The sequence below is a fragment of the Microbulbifer sp. NBRC 101763 genome (assembly GCF_040371615.1).
In the GTDB taxonomy this organism is placed as follows: Bacteria; Pseudomonadota; Gammaproteobacteria; order Pseudomonadales; family Cellvibrionaceae; genus Microbulbifer; species Microbulbifer variabilis.
Map to the genome: position 1 here is coordinate 796,842 of NZ_BAABQV010000001.1, position 19,971 is coordinate 816,812.

Below are 19,971 nucleotides of genomic sequence, written 5' to 3' on the forward strand. Positions count from 1 at the left end.
TTTATGAGCGATATAAATAGAAGAGCATTAATTAAATCTCTGATGTCAGGTAGTCTTGGTTCTTATCTGGCTATTAATTCGGGCATATTAAATGCTTTTTCAGGGGTTGATGCAGGCAAATCAGTGTGGAATCAATACGATTCATCGATTGTAATTGATGGGCTCAGTGTAGCATTCTCGCTCAAGGAGCCTGTTTCCCAGAAGTCGCTGGGGATATTCAAAAGTTCAGGGATTAGTGCCTTGAATATGACTGTTCCCTACCCAGGTGATGACTATGGAGAGACTTTAAAAAAGGTCGAAAAAACTAAAGCTATCATTGAGCATAATTCAAACTACTTAAGCTTGATTCTATCCGCATCAGATATTCTAAAAGCTAAAGAGGACAAAAAGCTTGGTATCATAATGGGATTTCAGTCAACTGAAATGTTTGATGAAACACTTTCAGGTATTTCAGAGTTTGCCAAGATGGGTGTTAAGATCATGCAGGTCTCTTACAATGGCCCTTCAATTCTTGGTAGCGGTGGTCTTGTCAAGGAAGATTTAGGAATTACCTCGCTCGGCAAGAAAGCCATAGAGATAATGGAATCAGAGAGGGTGCTGGTCGATCTATCACACTCAGGAAAGAGAACCGTTGCCAGTGCCATCAGGCAGTCAAAAAAACCGATTGTGATCTCCCATACTGGCTGTAATACGATTTATAAGCATCCTCGAAATAATGACGATACAGAGTTGAAAGCAGCAGCAGACACCGGCGGCTTGGTTGGTATCTATTTAATGCCATTTTTGGAAGGCGGTGAGCATGAAATTAAGGCTGATATGGTAATTAAACATCTATTGCATGCCTATAATATATGCGGTGAAGATCATGTTGCTATCGGTAGTGATCAAGGCGTAGTGCCAGTCAACGACGGCCCTGAGTATCGGGAAAGTATTCGCAAAGAAGTTGAGCGTCGTATTGCGGCAGGAATTTCAGCGCCAGGAGAAACCCCACATCGTCCTCCATTTATTCCCGAACTGAATTCTGAGAGACGAATGGAGCTTATTGCTTATAAGCTAAGTCAAAAAGGGATCTCTGATCGAGTAGTAGAAAAAATAGTTGGTAAAAACTGGTTGCGTGTTTTTTCTAATGTATGGAATTAAAGGAAGATAAGCTTAAATGGATAAATATCTAAAATTTGATAATATTTTAACTCGGCTGGTTGCTTGTGTTACGCTTCTCTTTACACCTTTGCTCTCTGCTGAAGAGCTTAGCACTTACTCTGAATTCCCAAAAGGTTCAAAGACTGAAGTAATTCCTTTCCCGATCGAATTTGCTTCAGATATCACCTTGAATGGTATTGAAGAGCTTGTGTTTCTACCCGGCATGTATAAACAAGAAAAAGAAGATTTTTTTAGTTATGCTTTTTCATGGACCCATAAGCCTGAGAAGAATCAAGTTTTTGGAAAGACCAAAATTGAGAATTTTATAGCCTCCTACTATAGGGGGTTGTACAAAGCCGTCACTGAAGGCAAAGAATATGAGCCTGCTATTACAATTGAGCAGGTTGATGGCAAATATACTGGTCAGATAAGCTGGATTGAGCCATTTGTAACCAAAAAGGAACAGACCCTCCGCTTTAAAGGGGGCCAAATCCATTGTGAAAAAATTAATGAGCTTCGCTGGTTTTTCCTTGTCTCTCCACAAGATTTTTCTCATCCCGTTTGGAAAGAACTTCAGTCGATAAAACCCTCTGATTGTTAGTGGTAGAACCCTAGATTTAATCACCTCTTTGACAAATACGTCACTAAAGAGGTGATAGCGGATAGAGAGTTTGGTTTTTATAGTGAGATGCTAGTTCGTTTGTTACTGGGTCCCACAGGTAGGTAGGCCCTTGGCGCTCCCACACCTTGAGTCAGACCAGGTTATCTGCATGAGGGGCTAGGACGGCTAAGCCAAAAACTCGACCCAAAAAATAGTGGACTTGGCTGTTGGTAAACTCATTTCTGTGTAAATTAGTACTTAATTTTACCGGTAATCTACCTTATTTCCATCCTTTTAAGGTCGGATAATGGCCAGCTGGGTTGCTATGTGAAGTATGCTTGTCTTGGCTTACTCTGTGTTTTGTATATCCCAATTGTGTGTATTTAGCACAATTCAGTTACAGCCCTCTATACGAAAGCTAAAGTAACTGTCAATGGCAGTCCGGTATGGAAAAAAGTACATTCAATTCCATAGGGCCAAAGAAAGTAATGAGAGTTGTCGCTATGTGTGCCGGAGCCCTAGACAGTTACTGCGGGGGTACTTATTGCAGGCTGGGCACAAAGTGCTTTTTGTCGCCCGTGGAAGCAACTGTGTACTTCTAGGAAGCGTGGTTTAATGGTGCTGCTTTTTAAGGCGGGAGCCCTTTACAATTCAGATTGATGCTTCGGAGAAGGTTACTTTATTTGGGGTAGGAGGTCTGATCCTATTTTGCAATAAGGTCTACGATACTGGAAGTGTCGTGAAACTTCCCCTCGACGCTGTAGATGAAAGTGCAAAGGTCCTTGCTCCCGAATGGGCGCACCTCAAGGGTTAATAGAGTAGTTTAAGAGCCAGGCTTAGTAGGGCAGGGCCTCTCGTCTTTATCAATGTAAATGCAGCAGATTTTTCAATCGAGGTCACATTTTTCCTATCTGGAATAGTTGATCGTTGGTAATACCGTCGAGCTTCCACTCCAGCATATGAAGGCTGGGTTGCCTGCTGGAGTGCTTCATAAGATACTCGGCTCTATGTACATCAATATATCGTTTTAAAGGCGTCTTTACCCCGAGTTCCTCAATGGTGGAGTAGCGCGAAGGGGAAGAAAACTAGGTATTAACCTCGGTTAACGGCATAGTCTATACGGTATTGAAACCTTGGGTCTATCGCTGGCCCGTACCCAATCTCGTGGGGCAAGTGAAGAAGCCTTATCTCCAGATACGTTGGACGCGGGCTCACGCTGGGAAAGAAGGCTGGAGAGGGAGGTTTAGCTGCCAAATAATCTAGATACGTCGGCGTATCTACACTGGTGACTTGGTGATTAATTTATCGTAGTCTTTACTGATAACTGATTAGTACCAAATTTACTCTGAACTAATCAGAAGTTCCCTAGGGTTTGAAATGGAACTATTGCCAAACGAAACAGTACATAATAATTAAGGCGGTGACAATCCTATGTTAAGTTTTCAATTTAATACTACAAAATCGATTATAAATGGCCCTGGTAGGTTAAATAAAATTAGTGAGATATGTGATCAACTAAATATAACTAAGTTGTTAGTGGTCACTGATCAAGGTATTGTAAATTGTGGTTTGGTTGAGAAACTGAAGGAGCAATTACATAGTAAATTTTCGACCATTGTCTTTGATGAAGTTAGTGCTGATCCTAAAGAGCAGATCGTATTGTCGGCAGTAGCCTTAGCAAAGCAGCATAATGTTGATGGTGTAATTGGATTTGGTGGTGGCAGTTCAATGGATACCGCCAAAGTTGTTGCTGTTATGATGGATTCTCAGCAATCTCTAGAACAGCTATATGGGCTTGAACGAGTTCAAGGAGGTCGCGTACCCTTGGTTTTAATACCTACCACTGCTGGCACCGGTTCAGAAGTAACACCCATCGCGGTTTTAACAACAGGAGAAACCACCAAAGATGGCATCGTCTCCAAACAATTATTGCCAGATGTTGCCTTATTAGATGCACAATTAACTCTAGGGTTGCCAGCTCATATTACTGCTGCAACGGGCATTGATGCTATGGTGCATGCCATAGAGGCATATACGTCTAAACACAAAAAAAATGCCTACTCAGATATGCTAGCCAAGCAGGCGTTGCTATTGCTATCAAAAAATATAGAACAGGCCACACATCATGGAGAGGACATAGAAGCAAGACAAAATATGTTATTGGGTGCCTGCCTTGCAGGTCAGGCTTTTGCCAATGCACCAGTTGCCGCTGTACATGCGCTAGCATACCCATTAGGGGGGCATTTTCATGTACCTCATGGATTAGGCAACTCGTTAGTATTGCCACATGTGATGCGCTTTAATCAGAGTGATACAGCCAAGCTCTATAGTGAATTGGCGCCATATATTTGTGAACACATAAATACGTCTCAATCAGATCAAAAAGTGTGTTCTGATCTCATTATCTTTATTGAGCGGCTAATTGAACGATTAAAATTACCCCGGACCTTAAAACAGTTAGATATTGGCGAGCATCATTTAGAGATGCTCGCCACCGATGCAATGCTACAAACTCGCTTACTAATCAATAATCCGAAACCGCTGTCTCATGATGATGCACTCCTGATTTATCAGGCTGCTTATGAGGAGGCTTTGTGAGTAAGCAGGCTGTGTTACGTACAGATTATTTTTGTTTTGAAGAGTTAACTACCAGATGGATGGATAATGATGTGTATGGGCATGTAAACAATGTCGTTTACTACTCATATTTTGACACTATTGTGAATAGCTTTTTGATTAATAAAGCTGGATTGGATATTAAATCCAGTGAGAACATTGGTTATATAGTAAAATCTGAATGTAATTATTTGGCTGGTATTTCATATCCTGAAAAAATACTTGGTGCTTTTAGGGTAAATCGAATAGGCAATTCTTCAGTAGAATATGGTGTCGCAATTTTTAAAGAAAAACAAGAAAATGCATGTGCGCATGGCTCTATGACGCATGTCTTTGTTAATCGGAGTACCGAACAGCCGAGTAAAATTTCTGGTCAATTACTAAAGGCATTACAAAGTGCATGTATTAAGAATTGAAAATTAAATATATGTATTAAGTTGGACCATATACAATACAGAACAAACGATTTTGATAAAAGACTGCTGATTGCCTGGGGCTTTTATATGACATTTGTCTTGCCCATGTGAAAGTTTATCAGCCTATCGCCAACTAGTTTCTGGCGTTCTTTCAAGGTACGTCGGTAACTACGTAAAATGTTGAAATGAGTTTTAATAGAGCACCAGGAGAGGGCAATTAGAATTGAAGCGAAGTACCTGGGGTTGGTACATTTCTTGAGTAATTTTGGGCCGTAAACGGTACGCTTTGTATGGACATGATCCATGTTGCATGCTGGTTTTATCTTGAGAATATGCTAAGAGCCACTTACTGTGCATTGAGCCAGGCTAATTCTAGCTGCAATTTGATATACATTCTCTCTGAAACCTTGATATATTAATGCTGATAATTACAGCTTGGATGACCAGGTCATATTTATCGCTAGCGATTGGGCGAAGTTAATTGGGCTATCTGACTATGGATGATTTCAGCAAACCCTGGAGCAAATCCTTAAACACCTTGCGCATGAAGGTTTGCCTGGCGGAGTGGAAAATATTACGCTTAATCAGGTGATGAATATGCTTTCCATATTTAGAGTAAGTGGCGATCATCTTGAGCTCATTTGGGGTAATAGCTCAAAATTTGAGGTGATAATATCGCTCAAGTTTTTTTACAATATAGTGAGGCTATTTCCGCTAGGAAGTACGTTCTATGTTTTTATTGAATTTCATAGAGTTACAAAGAGGAATTGAAGTTGTTAATAGTGGCCCTGGATGTATTTACTCTGAATGAAATGAAGGATATCGTTGAATCAATAAAATCAGAAGTTAATATTTATAAAATTGGCCTACAGCTGCTTACTTCAGAAGGCCCTGAAGCTATCCGATACCTCAAGAGTCATGGAAAAACAGTATTTTTAGACCTTAAGTTACATGAAATATCTAGCTCTGTTTCATCCGCAATCAAATCTGCAGGCAGACATGGAGTAGATATGATTACCGTCCATGCTTCTGGTGGTCAAAAAATGATGGAGTCAGCAGTAGAGGCTGCATCAGAGTTTCCCTGTATGAAAGTGCTAGCTTTAACCGTTGTAACGGGGCTAAATGATCAGGATCTGATCGATATTGGTTTTAGCCGTAAAAGCCAGGATCAAGTTATAAGGCTAGCTCAGATTGCGCAGCGTAGCGGCTGTCATGGAGTTGTCGCTTCCCCACAAGAAACGGAAGCCCTTCGAGCGCTGCTGGGTAAGGATATGATTATGGTTACCCCAGGAATTCGCCCAGAAGGCGGCGACATACAGGACCAATATAGGATTGGTACACCTGCCCATGCAATCAATAGTGGAGCTTCATATATTATTGTTGGGCGGCCTATAGTTCAGGCAGACAATCCTGAAAAAGCGGCTAAGGAAATTAACCGGCAAATATATTTGGCAGCAACAGATATATACAAATAAATGAGCTTCTTGATCCGCTTGCTGAAAGGCTGTAGTGTTCTCATGTAACTCACCGGAGTTCTTGGTGGAGGCTATGACATATTAAATATTACAATCGGCCCGATCAAGCACTTTCAACTTCGGTAAAACTCATGACAAGCCGCTGAATGTAAAATCATGTTGAGGTAGTGAAAGAAGAATCGTCTTATCATTACTATCAAGAAGGTGCTTTAAAGGCAGCCAAGTGACTGCCTTTATCTTCCGCATTAATATCAAGGAGCTATTCAGAAACTCCTGAATTGTGAAAGCGAATGTAGTTAGCGATTCGGCGGGCTGCTTTCTGTGTAGTTTTGTCTGTTGGGTGCAGTCCATCAGGTAAAGGGTGAAAGCCCTCCCATATATTCAATACCTCCGCCCCAGGGAGTTCACTGCTTAAACGGTTATAATGAAGGTCCCGCAATTCGTTATACTGCTGTTCATTCATAATCCAATGCAAACCGAATAATGCTGCGGTTGTTGACAGGTCAATATCCTCCCAAGCTGGCATTATGTCATAGATAGGCGTGATACCTTTATTGAGGGCAGTCTGCCCAACAGCTATTAATCTATCGATATAGGCATTCAGTTGACTTGTATCACATGGTTGAGCCTGGTCTTGAGGAATACCAAAGGCATCCGAGTGTAGGCAGTCATTTGCTATGGTGATAACAACATAGCTCGCATTGTATTTTACGCCAGATGGTTGGGAGGGGTCAGGTACAGCGACTCTCATTAGTGCTCGGTTAAGTTGGTTTTCATAACCAAACCAAAAACCTGGACCACAATCCGGTCCAGGGTTACAGCCTAGGCGGTTGAAGGTTGTCGCCCCAGCCTGGGCTTCATTTATAACATAACCTGATAGACTTTTCTGCCGAATAAGTGCTTGATGTAATGATAGATATTTACCGGCGCTAATCGCGATTCCGCCAAGGGGGGAATTGAAATCATCATTAATTGGTATTCTGCCATCGGTGAAAGATGCTCCAATAGTTAGGATAACGGTATCCTCTTTCATCTCAGCCAAGAGACTTTCACTTAGAATGATACTGCTAATGAAAGCAAGAAATAAAAATCCTTTATTCAATTTTAATTTCATAATAAATCCTTTTTCGTAAAAGTCGGTAGTGAAGCGTCTGGACAACTTAAGCTCGATAGAGCGTGATATTTCATTTGTCTAGCTTATCTTTAAAAGTATATTAAGTCATTATTTAAAATGTAAATAGCACATAAATTGACGGCTAACTCACCAATACGAGTATTCTATTAAATTGAATATGCTTCTATTTCAAAGTTTTTTGTTTGTCAGTAACGAGTAATATTATCTGAAGGTTGGTGAGCTAAACAGCTTTGTCCGTCTGACATTGTGTTATGTGTATTCTACCAACAACTTGCTTGAAGAAAACCAATAATTTCATTGATTCTTAATGGCTTCTCGATAAGATATATGGCAATGAAAGTACGGAATTATATTATCCTTCTTTCTTAATATGTGTAATAGTTAAAGGTAGCTATTGAAATTCGGTACCTTTTTGGATGGTTAGGCTGAAGAGCTTTGGAATTAAAGAAAAGGATGATATATTGATACTGCTTTTGAATTAGCTATTATGTTTCAATTAATATCAGTTAGTTGTTAGAAAATGAGTAGTATAAAAAAGAGCCTTGAAGAAATAAAGGCAAATAATAAGGAGTGGCGAAAGATAGCGTTTGCATTCTATTCAGTTGCTCATAATGATCTAAGAGAATGGCAAGAGCTACCTGATGATTTAAAGGCAAGTGAAGTCGGTGATATCTGTCAAAAATACATCGAATCTAAAGATATAAAGTATCTCGAGGAAGCAGGTCAAATGATTGCTGGTAAAAACTGGTTTATAGCGCTCGGTAGGTCATTTTGATACTTTAGACTATTTCACAAATGGAAACTTAAGAAGTCGCAGCAGCGGACCGACAAAAGGCGTCACTCAAATTCCTACGCAATTACGGACTCCTTTTGTTGGCGGCTGTATGTGACATTATGCAATTTAACTTTTAATTCTGATTTTGCCAGATATACACGAGAAGAACTATGGCCAAATACCCGGAAGCCCTTGACCACATGCTGGCAGCATGGAACGAACCTGACTCTTCTAAAGTACGCGTCCACCTTGAAAATGCTCTGAGCAGCGATGTTCGGTTTGTTGATCCGTCTATTGATGTCTCTGGCATTGACGGATTTGAGAAAAATGTCCATGAAGTAAAGTCTAAGCTCCCGGGAGCTATTTACTCTCGAACTAGTGGTGTAGACTCCCAACATGGGTTTCATCGGTACCATTGGGCAATTCATCAAAACGATAAGTTGCTCCTAGCCGGGTTTGATGTAACAGAAATAGATGAGAACGGGAAAGTTTGCTGTGTAATTGGTTTTTTCGGCGAAATTCCCGAAATCTAAGGGCGATGGCGATAGCTGTGACAACGATTTGGTGCATAAAAAACGCTGTTGTTAAAAAGCTTTCTCCTGCACTCCGAATTTGTCACAGCGTTTGACGTTAGTGCGATAATCGGAGCTTGATGTTTCTTACTGTCTAATAAGATTTGAGTTCTATAACTGAGGTCCGGGTGGAGTCTCCTTATTAATCGTACCGCACTCTCTGGCCCTGCTAAACTTTTAAAGCAGCCTCCAAAGTCTCATTGGAGTTGAAGCCAGTATTTTGATGATATCTTCCAGCTGCTTGAGGATAGAGGAGAGTTTAAGTAACAGCATACAGCCTTTTAGGGGCTAGATAGCGATCACAAAAATTTATTATCTATTCATATGAACAGGTAAACTTTTTAGCATATTTGGGCGCTCATCTTGCACAAGAGGTAGCGGACTTCTGGTCTGCCTACCTATGATTGGCGTATGAATACGTTTTTGAATAGAAGGGTAATCAGAATTATTAGGAGTCTCGGCGATACAGGCACGGTTAGGATTGAAATCCCCATTGGCCAAGTAGTTCCAAGGACCTTTTCATTCAGTAAAAATAGCCGTCCTAGAAGCGGCTGGCACAGGCGCCTTCAATAAAGACCCGGCGAGTGATTGATTCATTTAAACAGCGCATGAATCGGCTAGTATCAATCAAGCGTTCTAGTCATAAATAGTCTGAAAGCAATAGCTTTACGTTTAAATTATGCACACTGTTTCTTACCCTGCTTCGCCACTGTTTACTTCGTGATCAGCTGTACTGTTCTGCTTAACGAGGCTTACTAAGATACTAAGTTACCTAATAAGGCGCTGCTGCTTGAAAGCGCTATACCCCCTTAAATGAGCACGGTTTTTCATACCTAATTTCGACGACTTTTTGTTCTCGATATTGGCCGAGTAGTGAGATTCCTATTCCTGCCATGATGATGATTCCTCCAACGATTTGAGCAAGGTTGGGAATCTCTTGAAGAATCAGAAAGGCGAAGAAAGTGCCTGCTACGGGAGTGATGGCTGTAGCGATAGAGATATCGGCAGAGCTGGCCCCTCCTTGGAGTCCTTTAAACCAGGTGATCTGCCCAAAGACTATAATGATCGCGCCGTATACCAGCATCCACACCCAGAGGAATGGAGAAAAGAGGTCGTCAAAGTGATGGGGGCCAAATACAGAGAGGACAATGATCGAAAAGAGTATCACTCCTGCAAGCATGCGGAAAACTGAAAAGACGCCAATAGGGATGCGATCAAGCAGTTTCCGACTTACCTGAACGGCAATGACTCCTAAGAGTGTTGCTACAGCGGTTAAAATTTCTCCTGCTTTGGGAAGGGTTTCTAGGAATTGGTTCATTGCTGGATTTCCAAGGTTCAGCATTTTCATGCTCATTGGATCTTCCATCGGAGGTTGATGTAGCACAAAAATTGCAATAACACCAACTGTTACCACAAGAGCACCCACTATTGAGAACCCGGTGGGCTTTTCCCTGAACATTAAAAAAGCTAACAAGAGTCCTAAGGGAGCATCTAGAGTTGCAATTAAAACGACATTAGTCACCTCTGTGATCATTAGAGCAATAAAGAAGAAAGCAGGGGCAAGAACACCAGACATCAAGATAAGCACAAACATGTAAAACCAGTCTTTGAAAGGGTACTGTTTTAAGATGCTGAGGCGCCAATCTTTCCTATAGATTATTAAAAGGGTGATACCCGCCAAGAGATTTCCTGCAAACAAGAGGTTGCAAAATGATATGGGATTATTTCCATTAATGGGGTGATAGGCACCGAGCTCCCCGATTTTCGCAACAACAGAGTTGGAGGCAGCAAATATAAGAATCGACATCCATAGCCAAAATCGGGTACTTTTTACGGTGTGTTGATTTTCCATCTGGTATCCCCTGAGTGCTACAGTAAGCTTTAGCGGATGTACCTTGCCCCTGGCTAAGTACGCCTTATCTGATAGTGGAAGTAGGTCATTCTGATCTGGATTAGTTTAGACTAAATCTCATAATCGGCTGCCTACAAGCAGTTAAAATATATCTATATATCAACGTCGGAGTGGTTATTCTTGTCAGTGTTCGAGGCAATGTTACGCGTATTCCCTCGACGTCCAGTAAAATATTCGAATTTAGTTCGGAAAATTTGATTGGGGTATCTGCCTGAGCGATGGGTTCATGGACGTAATTTCATCTCTTATGCTGCTGAACGTGGAACTTATGTTGATGGTATACCATCTGTACAGTTAGGAGTTGATATCCAAGGATTTGCTGCAAGGGAGCGGGATTGCCAACCAAAGAACTATTTCTTAGTCAACTGAAAGGACTTCCAATTAAGCCAAACGGATAAAAAACAAAGGCAGCCAATGTCAAAATCTGAGCTTTGCCTGGATTTTTAGGCAAGTATTTTAGGTATTGCACAGGTAAAGAATGAGCTTTGAAGATAGACCTTACTTGAGGCAAATACAGTTCAAGAGGAATGATATTGGAAGCTTCGGCCCATATCCTTTTTGTATTCCAACCATAAATGAACTTGTTTTTTGGGTTTTCATCCAGATGTAACCATTGATACACAAGGCGCAAAGTTGAAAAAATAGTAACTGCTTTTTATTGATCTGGTGGTATAAAGAATAATTGTGAAGTGCTATTCAAGTTTGCTGCTTGCTGCTTGCTGAGCCTGATTTGTTATCCTGGATAAATTATCCATGCAATCACGTAGGGACGAAGCTAGCCTGGTTATATTCAAAAGAATCCAAAGTTAAAGTGGCCGTTTTCAGCTTGATATAAGGCATTAAAGTTAAGGAAGTGATTGATACTCTCGATAATCATTCCTTCATGCTGTCACGATGTTGAAAAAGAGTGTCAGGAAGTGAAGATTTTGGTAGATGAACGCAGGGATTTCACTAAGGCATTCGCTAGAGTAAAAAATGAACTTTCTGAAGTGCAGCGTTTAGGGATAGAGAATCCTAAGTTGAAACAGGAGGTTGATATACTAGGAAAGTGGCAATGGTTTTTGCGGAGGAACATTAGCAAGATATCGATTTGTCCAGTGGTTCGATTCATAACTAGGTATCAAACTATCTTACTGGTGACTCGGAGTGAAACACAGTGGCCATTATGATTGGCTGAAGAGGTCGCGATCAGACCGAGAATACCAAGGTGATGATCTTAAGGTTCAAATCTCCCATTTTATTTATTTTTATTTCGTTGCTTTGCTTAGTTTATTGGCTGCTTAAGAAGATTGTGTCCAATAAGGCTAGATAACACCTAAGAAAGTAGATTGCTTTTTTCACGGTCGCCTGGTGTCTTAAGTTATTCTGTGTTTAAACCGGTGTCAAAATTAATTTTTATCTGTAACTAATGAGTTTATTTTTCTTTTTCAATCAATTTTTAGAGGTTATGAGTGTGACTTATGAATGGTTTTTCCAAATTTTGGAACAGGTGGTTTCGTAAAATGTTATTAACGTAGGATAGGGTTAATCAAGATAGTCTATGTGATACGAGTATATGTGATGCCGAGAGAGGGAGTCACATTTTGTCGGGTTTATTGATTAGGAAAGTAAGTGTTAAATTATGAGAGATAGTGAGTAAAATTTTAAAAGCGAGCTGTGGCTAGCCCGCTAAAAGGTAAGCTTACTTATTGAGACGAATAATTTTGGAGTGTTCGCTTTTTATTTGCGTACAAGCAGTAATCCAGTTTCAGTGTGGTCCGTATAGGGGAATTGATCGAATAGAGCAAAGCGTTCAATGTGATGTGTTTGACTTAGCAACTTGAGGTTTTCCAGCTGTGTCTCTGGATTACAGGAGATGTATAGTATTCGTGGGAAACGAGCAACCATTTTGCAGGTTTCCTGGTCCAGGCCTGCACGGGGTGGGTCAACCAGTACGGTATCGAAATTATAGCTGTCCAGGTCTATGTCGGTGAGCCGGCGGAAAGGGCGGACTTTATCGATAGCCTGTGTAAACTCTTCACTGGACAGGCGCACAATATCCAGATTATTAACACGATTTGCGCGGATGTTTTCCTGGGCGGAATTAACGGAGACTTTGGATATTTCTGTAGCCAGTACTTTCTGGAAATTCTCACTGAGCGGAATAGTAAAGTTGCCGTTCCCACAGTATAGCTCCAGCAGATCATTGGCGCTTTCTCCGCAGGCGCTTTTGGCCCAATGAATCATAGAGCGGCAGATCTCACCATTGGGTTGGGTAAAGCTACCTTCCACCTGCTTGTATTGGTATTGCTTGCCACCTATCTCCAACTGTTCGGTGACATAGTCCCGCTCCAAAACCACCTTTTGCTTACGAGAGCGGCCGAGGATTGGGAAACCGAGTTTATCTTGCAGTGCACGGGCTTCCTGTTCCCATATTTCATCCAGCTTTTTATGGTAGATCAGGGTAATCAGGGCATCACCACTTAGAGTGGTGAGAAATTCAGCGGAGAACAGGCGCTTGCGTAGAGTCTCACTGCTGTTTACGGCCGCCAGGACCCTTGGCATCAGTTTATTCATAAGTTCTGAGCCGACAGTAAACTCGTCAATAATAAATGGCTTCTTGTACTCGCCCTGACGATACATGGCGTAGTAGGCTACACCGCCCTCATGCCAGACTTTGAATTCTGCACGCTGTCTGTAGTGGATGGGTGGTGAGGGAAATAGCTCTGGCTCCAGATTAGTGAATTCCCGGTAAGCTTCACTCAGGCGCTGGGCCTTCTTGTTCAGCTGCTCTTGATAGTCGTTGGTGTTAACGCGGTACAGTGCCATATAGAATACGGTAGTCTCAATAATGGAGCGGGCGCGAATTATATAGGAATCTGTATGGCAATAGGTGAGATAGCAATCAGGGTACAAGGGCAGGGGTTACATGAGTTTACTCATCAGGTGACTGACTGGGTCTCTTGTCAAGGGGCAAGGGAAGGACTCTGTACGTTGTTTATTCAGCATACTTCCGCGAGTCTGTTGATTCAGGAGAATGCTGATCCAAGTGCGCGTAGGGACTTGGAACAGTGGCTGAATCGCTTGGTACCTGAGGATGATCGCCTTTACACCCATACCATGGAGGGGCCGGATGATATGCCGGCCCATATCAAGTGCGCTTTGACTGCAACCAGCCTCTCAATCCCGGTGCAGGGTGATCGCCTGATGTTGGGAACCTGGCAGGGTATCTATCTGTGGGAGCATCGCCACCATCACGGAGATCGGCGAGTAATCTTGCACATTTGATTGGAGACTAAGAGCGGTCCTGCTTGGCTAGTGGCTTAATGGTCATAGTTTCACAGTCTGCATTCCCTTTTCCTTTAAAAGTTGGATGTTTCGAGAGTCACTCCAACCGAGCTGCAGTAGTGGTCCAGTAGTTCCTGGGTGTGAATTGCGCGTGCAGCAGCGGCGTTGCGAAGCTCAATATCTTCAGTTGTAGCCATATGACAAAAATGTTCAATCATGTAAACGACTTGGGATTTTTGGGTGTCAACAGCAAAGTGTTCAAATTCTCTGGGAGTTGCCATTCCTTGTCGTAGCGTAAAGTCTGCTGAGTAGTTGGGGTTGCCAAATACAAAGCTATCCTTCCAGTCCAAGACAAAGTCATTGAGCTGAATCAGACCGTTGTCTCCCAGGATGTTGAGGTCCATATCGCACACACCAGCGTCGTAGCCAAAGTCGAAAGTTGAGGTTTGAGCGCTGGAAAATTCGATCATGCCGGTGCCGCTAATAACGGCACCAGTTTCTTGGTCGCGTTTCACTGCTCCTGCGATAGATTGGATTGTTCCTGCCGGGCGCAAGAACTCTACGATAGCTCGCATGTTGTACCAGCCGATATCTGCAATTGCGCCAGTTGGTTCCAACTTTGGATTAAAGCGTATGTTGTCGCGTTCTACAAAGGGGAAGAGGAAAGCGGAGTATATGCGCTGAACATCCCCGATAGACTTCTGTTGCTGCTTGATGACCTGTTTTGTCCTCGGGTGGTGGGTGAAGTGAGTGGCATCCATAAAGGCAAGCCCTCTCGACTGGGCCTGATTGGCAATTCTGTGTGCTGAAAGTCCATTGAGGAATGGTTTTTCGCTAATCAGGTGATTGCCATTTTTGAGGGCTGCCAGACAAATCTCTTCCCTGCAGATAGTTGGGGTTGCTACATAGACAGCATCGATATCCCTTGCCTCTACAAGCTGTTGCCAGCTTTTAAACACTTTGGCAATTTTGTGTTCACTGGCGAATTTTTTGGCCCTGTCAAAGTGTTTACTTGAGACCGCGACAGCTCTGGCTCCGGTGGCTTGGTCTATCGCCTTGGCTGTTACACCGGCGATCATACCACTGCCGACGATTCCGAATCGGATATCTGGCATAACATAGATTCCTGGGTGTCTTGCTAAAAATTGCGGAGTAATTTCAGGATGTGGCTGTGAAGCGCAGTGTAGAACAAGGTTGTGCGAGGTGTTGTATGAGAGGGCTATGATCAGCCTGCCTAGATGGCCAGGCCGTTGGAGATAGTTGGCCTGGTCTGAATTCTTAGAAGTTGAATAGTAGGAATTACAGGCAGTTGGTGGGTTTGGGTAGGCCAGCGATTTTACTGGCTACCTTGGCTGGGCTTGGTGGAAAAAGCTGCATCAGGTAGATGCTACGACCTTTGTCTGCACCCAGGTGCTGGCCGATAAATTTCACCAGGGGACGCATGGCGGGAGACAGGTCGAACTGGCGATAGAAGTCCTGTAACAGCTCGATAACTTCCCAATGGGCATCTGTCAGCTTTATGCCTTCGGCTGCCGCCAGCTGTTCTGCTACATCGGGGCTCCAATCTTTGAGGTCCCGCAGATAGCCCTCTTTATCTAGGGGAATTTCTTTACCATTAGCTGATAAGTGATTCATTTCAACTTCTACCGGAACCAGCTGACGATGGGGTTATGCTGAGTACAGAGTTTTACCCAGCCAGCATCGTCAATCATTTTGATACCTGACACAATTGCCGCCAGCTCCCGCTGGCCGCGTGCTGCGGCATCGGCCTCCAGACAGTAAACGGCTGAATTCTGTAGTGTTTGCAAAGCATCATGGCGCAGGGCATAAACGCCATCCTCGATTAGAAGTAACGCATCTCCTTCGGCAAAGCTTTGCAAGCAGTCCCGCAAGGCGCTGGAGCTGAATGGAGATTTACTGACTAAATGTAATGTCATATCAAAAGCTCAATACACATTGGTAAGAGGCAATTAAAGCGCCCGGCTGCTCAATTGTCTTGATCTCTACTCCAGGAATTTCTATCAGTTTGGGCTTAACCCCCCTTTCTGCGAGACTGCTTGCGCAAACATAGAATTGTTCCAGTCCAAACATAGGGAGTGCCAGCAGGTTTCGGCGTTGACTCTTTTGTTGGATTTCTTCCGGCGATTGGTTGCCCAGCAACTGGAATATCCCGTCACCGATAAATAGCAGGTCTACTTCCTGCTCCATAGCGGCTGATGCAAGCACTGCTTCGAGACCTTCGCGAGCCAAAGCACTCCCGTAGGGAGCCGTGCGGCATAGGGCGAGAGTTTTGTTACCCATGATTAGCCTCCAAAAGTTACAAGCCGCTCAGAATTGGTTACAGCATCAGTTAGTTGGCCTAGGCCTGCCAACTCGAATCCTTCTGCGAGGTTTGCTGATAGCTTCTCCTGTCGCTCCGCTTCCCGTTGGCTTAACACGCCGCGCCTCTGCGCTGCTGCGATGCAAATAACAAGGTCAAGATTGTATTGCCGCTGTAAATCTTGCCACTCGCCGGTTAAGTCGGCTTCATCCTGGGGGGGCGCGGCGATGCTATTGCCATTTTGTATGCCATCGCAATAGAAAAAAATCCGGTAGATTTCGTGCCTTTCAGAAAGCAGGGCTTTGGCAAAGCGTAATGCGCTTGCGGCGGACTGGGTTGAGTGGGGCGCAGAGTAGACTGCCAAGGAAAACTTCATAGCGGGCCAAATAGTAAAATGCCCCGCACTGCGGGGCATAGTATTGACTCAACAGCAGCTGCTGATTAGTCGTCGGAAGAAGCGAATCCGATGATGTGCAGCAAAGCAGTGAACAGATTCAGGATGTCCAGGTACAGGGAAGTAGTGGCCATCAAGTAGTTGGTTTCACCACCGTTGATGATACGACTGGTGTCATACAGAATGAAGCCGGACATCAGCAGGGCAATAACCCCACTCAGGGCAACACTGGCCAGCGGCATGTAGATGCCAAAGAAGCTGGCAATCACCATGCCCAGGCCACAAACTACGGCGGCAATCAGCCCTACAAACAGGAAGCCACCCATAAAACTGAAATCTTTGCGGGTTGTCAGCACATAGGCGGAAAGGGCAAAGAAGATCAGTGCGGTGGTGCCAAGGGCTTGCATAACAATCTGGCTACCCCCGGCTAGGCCCAGGTAGTGGTTCAACATTGGGCCAATGGAAGCGCCTAACAGGCCGGTGAAAGCGAAAACAACGCCGATACCGGCGCTGGAATTTGCGGTGCGCGGCAGTACAAACCAGATCAGGGCCAGGGCTCCTAGTGAGCAGATCAAGCCCATGCCACGGCCCATGCCAACGGCCATGGCGATTCCTGCAGTGACGGCACTGAAAAGTACAGTCATTGCCAAAAGGGCGTAGGTATTGCGCAACACCTTCGCCGATTCCGAGCGGTCCAGTGCGCGGGTATTTGTATAAGCTTGTGGTTGCATTTAGCGACTCCTGCTATTTAATCGATACCGGAATCATATAGCTCGCGGTGGGGACCATCAAGTCGGGAAATCCCTTTTAAGCGCTGGCTATAATTCTTGTTAAATTCGAAAAACCTCAATTTTTACAGGGTTTTAGTCGAATCTTCTCCTGCAATTAATAGGGGCATAGTGGGCCTTTTCAAGGGGATTTACGTTACGAGGGTCGAAAAGGCAGCTCAATATCCACGATTAACGGTAGATGATCAGAGGCCTGACGGGTGAGGGCAGTACGGGGAACACGCACCCTTTTTACTGCAAAGCCGGCGCTCAGGAAAATATGATCAATTCGCACTTTTAAGAAGGTACCTTTAGGTGTATGCCGGGGGGCCTGCTCTTGAGCATCACGCAGGTAACCTCCGAGGCGCTTACACTCCGCCGAGGCCGGTAGGGCGTTAAAGTCACCCAGTAAGATGCGTTCGCCTTTGCAGCGTGGGTTGCTAAGCCATTCAGGCCCCAGCAGTGCATCCACCTGACGCAATCGCTCGGCTCTGGAGAGGCCAAGGTGAGTGTTAATGATCTGGATCTTGCTGCCGTTGTGCTCAATCTCCACCCAGACTGCGCCGCGGGGTTCATCAGCAGCTGGATTAAACAAGCGCCCCTTACCTTTAGGGGGGCCTGGCAGTATCCCTTTCTTGACCAGTTTCACCGGGAGGTGGGTGAGGATGGCATCGCCGTAGCGCTCTTCGTTGAGGTTGATTGCCGGCTGGAAGTGCACATCCATCGCCAGCAGTCGCGCCAACCGTTCCGCCTGGTCCAGGCCGCCACTGCGCTTACGCTTTACATCCAGTTCCTGCAATGCCACCACGTCTGGGCGGTAGCGGGCGATTACCCTGGCTATACGTTGCGGGGAGAGGGTGCCATCCACACCCCGGCAACTGTGTACGTTATAGGTCATGATTCTTAGGGTACTTTCTGGCGACCTGTGTTCGTCCAGCTTCATCGGACGTGCGCCACGCAGATAGGCCCGGGCGGCAGAGCGTAGATCCTGCGGGCGCCAGTAGCCCAGCCCCGGATCTGGTGGCTGGATATCCTCTGGCATCAGCGCGAAAGCATGGGTCTCGTTGGGGCCAGCGGCGCCATGGCTGCCATTTTCCATAGCGAATGTCAGCGGCTGTTTTTCACTGGAACACCAGCCATACATCATGAAATCGCCGGAATCCGGATGACTGCAAAGGCTGATCATGTCGTCGATAGCCTGTTCGGGGTAGGGGTGCTCGTCCCCCATCAGCTCGCGGCCATCCTTTGGCAGACTCACCGGGCCATGTTTCCACCAGCCGTGGACAGGGGATGAGGGAGAACTTGGGTCCACCCGGTAGAGCACCAATGGCACGTGGGCCTTCTCTACAATCATGCGTGCCACATCTGCGCGGCTGTTACCATCCAGGTCCAGGTTGTAGAGCATTGCCAGGGGCCCCAAGGCGGTCAGTGCCAGCGGGGTTTTACTGGCATCTTGTTCCGGCGCCCGCTCAAGTTCAACCTTATCCATCCATTCGCTGCCAAACAGTCGCGCCCGCTCCAGCTGGACTCCACGTCTACTCTGGCCTGGCTCGATTCGTGGTGGTTTTGGCAGTCCGGAAAGGATTTCTGAAAGGGCATCGCCAAGGCTGCGGCCATACAGCTCCTCATAGGGTTGGGTTTGTTCCTGGCCATGGTCGGAGAAGATCCATACATCGTAGTGGCGGCGGTCTGAGGCATGGGCAGCGCGCCAGATACGCGCTATGGCATCGTCTATACCCTTCAGTACCCAATGGGCGAAAGCCGAGCGAGGACCGCGGCGGTGCGATTGCTCATCGTAACCCAGTAGATTGACATAAATAATGGGCAGGCCGCGGGTAATATCGACTTTGGCGCCCATAGTACAAAACTCTCGTGTGAGGATTGTGATGCCGACCCGCGTTGGGATAAACATCAATTCCTTTATGAAGTTTTGCCCCTGCATTAAACCGCGTACGCAATCTATGAGGGAAAGAACCAGTTCCACCACGATCAAAGCGCCGGTGCGAATCAGGCTCCATAGATTACTGAGCACCAGTATGCAGATGGTTAGTGGGCTGGCACTGCGCAGTGCGGGTCCCCAGCCCTGGTCGGCGGGGCAAAAATGGGCTTCACCGGTTTTGGTTCCGGCACGGAACAGACTGAGATAACAGCTGCCACCGCTTAAAAGTGGGTCGCGCTGTTGGGTATTGATCCTTTTTTCGACTAATGCAGCCACTTCCGGATCGTACATGCGGCCAAGCTTTTGGGTCTCGTGTACCAGAAAGCCGAAGGCGGGCACCGCCTGGCGCACTCCATAGAAGAGTTCCGCTTGAACAGCGGGCGTGGTGGAGGGAACTCCAGGGTACATATGTTCTAGACGGTAATGTTCCTTCCGGATCAACCGTTTTAGGAAGGGCATGCGGCCTCTGGCCAGAGCTTTGAGTAACTCGGGGTAAGCCAGTCCATCAATCTGGATCAGGATCAGCCCCGGTGCATGGGGTTGGCGTCCGCTGGTGGAGAGACCCAGTAGAGAGGCAATCCACTCACTGCGACTGAAGCGACGGCGCCAACGCCTGACGGAGAGTCCAATACGGCTTAACAT

18 protein-coding genes are annotated in these 19,971 nt (G+C 45.2%); 8 read left to right on the forward strand and 10 right to left on the reverse strand.

Features of this window, described 5'->3' with window-relative positions:
• Nucleotides 1–3 precede the first annotated feature (3 nt).
• From ABWV76_RS03650 to pyrF, 5 genes are all read left to right on the forward strand, one after another.
• Nucleotides 4–1,140 (forward strand): dipeptidase, encoded by a 1,137-nt coding sequence (locus ABWV76_RS03650; protein WP_353375252.1) that lies wholly within the window; start codon nucleotides 4–6, stop codon nucleotides 1,138–1,140.
• A gap of 16 nt (nucleotides 1,141–1,156) precedes the next feature.
• Nucleotides 1,157–1,741, forward strand: a complete 585-nt coding sequence (locus tag ABWV76_RS03655) for a hypothetical protein (RefSeq protein WP_353375253.1) — start codon at nucleotides 1,157–1,159, stop codon at nucleotides 1,739–1,741.
• A 1,431-nt stretch (nucleotides 1,742–3,172) separates the two neighbouring features.
• The gene (locus ABWV76_RS03660; RefSeq protein ID WP_353375254.1) at nucleotides 3,173–4,339 is read left to right on the forward strand and encodes an iron-containing alcohol dehydrogenase; all 1,167 of its coding nucleotides are present in this window, start codon (nucleotides 3,173–3,175) and stop codon (nucleotides 4,337–4,339) included.
• Entirely contained in the window at nucleotides 4,336–4,773 is a 438-nt protein-coding gene (locus ABWV76_RS03665) for an acyl-CoA thioesterase (protein ID WP_020415158.1), read from the forward strand. Before ABWV76_RS03660 ends, ABWV76_RS03665 begins: the two co-directional genes overlap by 4 nt.
• Nucleotides 4,774–5,555: 782 nt before the next feature.
• On the forward strand, nucleotides 5,556–6,248 hold the full coding sequence (gene pyrF / locus ABWV76_RS03670; protein ID WP_353375255.1) for an orotidine-5'-phosphate decarboxylase: 693 nt from the start codon (nucleotides 5,556–5,558) through the stop codon (nucleotides 6,246–6,248).
• Nucleotides 6,249–6,507: 259 nt separating this feature from the next.
• Here pyrF and ABWV76_RS03675 read toward each other — a convergent pair whose 3' ends face one another.
• Complete coding sequence (locus ABWV76_RS03675) at nucleotides 6,508–7,362, reverse strand: SGNH/GDSL hydrolase family protein (RefSeq protein ID WP_353375256.1); 855 nt, start codon at nucleotides 7,360–7,362, stop codon at nucleotides 6,508–6,510.
• Between the two features lie 541 nt (nucleotides 7,363–7,903).
• Between ABWV76_RS03675 and ABWV76_RS03680 the strand changes: the two genes are divergently transcribed.
• Both ABWV76_RS03680 and ABWV76_RS03685 read left to right on the forward strand, forming a co-directional pair.
• Entirely contained in the window at nucleotides 7,904–8,158 is a 255-nt protein-coding gene (locus ABWV76_RS03680; RefSeq protein ID WP_353375257.1) for a hypothetical protein, read from the forward strand.
• Between the two features lie 170 nt (nucleotides 8,159–8,328).
• A complete protein-coding gene (locus ABWV76_RS03685) occupies nucleotides 8,329–8,691 on the forward strand; it encodes a hypothetical protein (protein WP_020415161.1) in 363 nt (120 codons plus the stop codon).
• 838 nt (nucleotides 8,692–9,529) lie between these two features.
• Here ABWV76_RS03685 and ABWV76_RS03690 read toward each other — a convergent pair.
• The gene (locus ABWV76_RS03690; RefSeq protein WP_353375258.1) at nucleotides 9,530–10,582 is read right to left on the reverse strand and encodes a DMT family transporter; all 1,053 of its coding nucleotides are present in this window, start codon (nucleotides 10,580–10,582) and stop codon (nucleotides 9,530–9,532) included.
• A gap of 1,779 nt (nucleotides 10,583–12,361) precedes the next feature.
• Nucleotides 12,362–13,450: a tRNA (uridine(54)-C5)-methyltransferase TrmA gene (trmA, locus tag ABWV76_RS03695; protein ID WP_020415164.1), complete on the reverse strand. Its 1,089-nt coding sequence runs from the start codon at nucleotides 13,448–13,450 to the stop codon at nucleotides 12,362–12,364.
• Between the two features lie 54 nt (nucleotides 13,451–13,504).
• Between trmA and ABWV76_RS03700 the strand changes: the two genes are divergently transcribed.
• Nucleotides 13,505–13,909, forward strand: coding sequence for a secondary thiamine-phosphate synthase enzyme YjbQ (locus ABWV76_RS03700; protein ID WP_353375259.1), 405 nt, complete (start codon nucleotides 13,505–13,507; stop codon nucleotides 13,907–13,909).
• A gap of 74 nt (nucleotides 13,910–13,983) precedes the next feature.
• Here the strand turns inward: ABWV76_RS03700 and ABWV76_RS03705 are convergent, their stop codons facing one another.
• From ABWV76_RS03705 to ABWV76_RS03735, 7 genes are all read right to left on the reverse strand, one after another.
• The gene (locus ABWV76_RS03705; protein WP_353375260.1) at nucleotides 13,984–15,024 is read right to left on the reverse strand and encodes a Gfo/Idh/MocA family protein; all 1,041 of its coding nucleotides are present in this window, start codon (nucleotides 15,022–15,024) and stop codon (nucleotides 13,984–13,986) included.
• Nucleotides 15,025–15,208: 184 nt separating this feature from the next.
• The gene (locus tag ABWV76_RS03710; RefSeq protein WP_020415167.1) at nucleotides 15,209–15,544 is read right to left on the reverse strand and encodes a TusE/DsrC/DsvC family sulfur relay protein; all 336 of its coding nucleotides are present in this window, start codon (nucleotides 15,542–15,544) and stop codon (nucleotides 15,209–15,211) included.
• A gap of 8 nt (nucleotides 15,545–15,552) precedes the next feature.
• Complete coding sequence (gene tusB / locus ABWV76_RS03715; RefSeq protein ID WP_020415168.1) at nucleotides 15,553–15,846, reverse strand: sulfurtransferase complex subunit TusB; 294 nt, start codon at nucleotides 15,844–15,846, stop codon at nucleotides 15,553–15,555.
• A gap of 1 nt (nucleotide 15,847) precedes the next feature.
• Nucleotides 15,848–16,210 carry a sulfurtransferase complex subunit TusC gene (tusC, locus tag ABWV76_RS03720; protein WP_020415169.1) on the reverse strand — a complete coding sequence of 121 codons (363 nt, stop codon included), beginning with the start codon at nucleotides 16,208–16,210 and terminating at the stop codon, nucleotides 15,848–15,850.
• Nucleotides 16,211–16,212: 2 nt separating this feature from the next.
• Nucleotides 16,213–16,644 (reverse strand): sulfurtransferase complex subunit TusD, encoded by a 432-nt coding sequence (gene tusD / locus ABWV76_RS03725; protein WP_353375261.1) that lies wholly within the window; start codon nucleotides 16,642–16,644, stop codon nucleotides 16,213–16,215.
• 26 nt (nucleotides 16,645–16,670) lie between these two features.
• On the reverse strand, nucleotides 16,671–17,354 hold the full coding sequence (locus ABWV76_RS03730) for a Bax inhibitor-1/YccA family protein (protein ID WP_020415171.1): 684 nt from the start codon (nucleotides 17,352–17,354) through the stop codon (nucleotides 16,671–16,673).
• A 193-nt stretch (nucleotides 17,355–17,547) separates the two neighbouring features.
• Nucleotides 17,548–19,971, reverse strand: coding sequence for an endonuclease/exonuclease/phosphatase family protein (locus ABWV76_RS03735; protein WP_020415172.1), 2,424 nt, complete (start codon nucleotides 19,969–19,971; stop codon nucleotides 17,548–17,550).